Annotated in this window: 1 protein-coding gene; it reads left to right on the top strand. The window is 28.9% G+C overall.

What is annotated here, in order from left to right; all coding sequences use genetic code 11:
* On the top strand, nucleotides 1-263 hold a 263-nt coding region (locus HMPREF3267_RS02915; protein ID WP_141762958.1), incomplete at both ends, for a DUF443 family protein.

Genomic DNA, 263 nt, shown 5'->3' with positions numbered 1-263 from the left:
TGCCAAATTGAGTGAAGAAGAATATAACAATTTAGATATCGTGAAACCTGTTAAAAATAGTGGGGCAAGTATAGGTGCTGGACTAGCAATTTTGATTAGTGCACTTTTGCGTAATTACGTCAATATTTTTAATATTCAAATACAGGAAAGTGTTGCTGTATTGAGTTGTGTTATTGGATTTTTAGGTGTATTTATCTTTTTCTTACACATCAATAAAAAAGTAACGCTAGATATATATAAGAGAAATAAAACTCATTCAAAAA

The sequence above is a fragment of the Staphylococcus sp. HMSC62D11 genome, assembly GCF_001839145.1.
GTDB lineage: Bacteria > Bacillota > Bacilli > Staphylococcales > Staphylococcaceae > Staphylococcus > Staphylococcus lugdunensis.
Note: the sequence above shows the minus strand (reverse complement) of the source record. Positions and strands in the feature narration are given on the sequence as shown.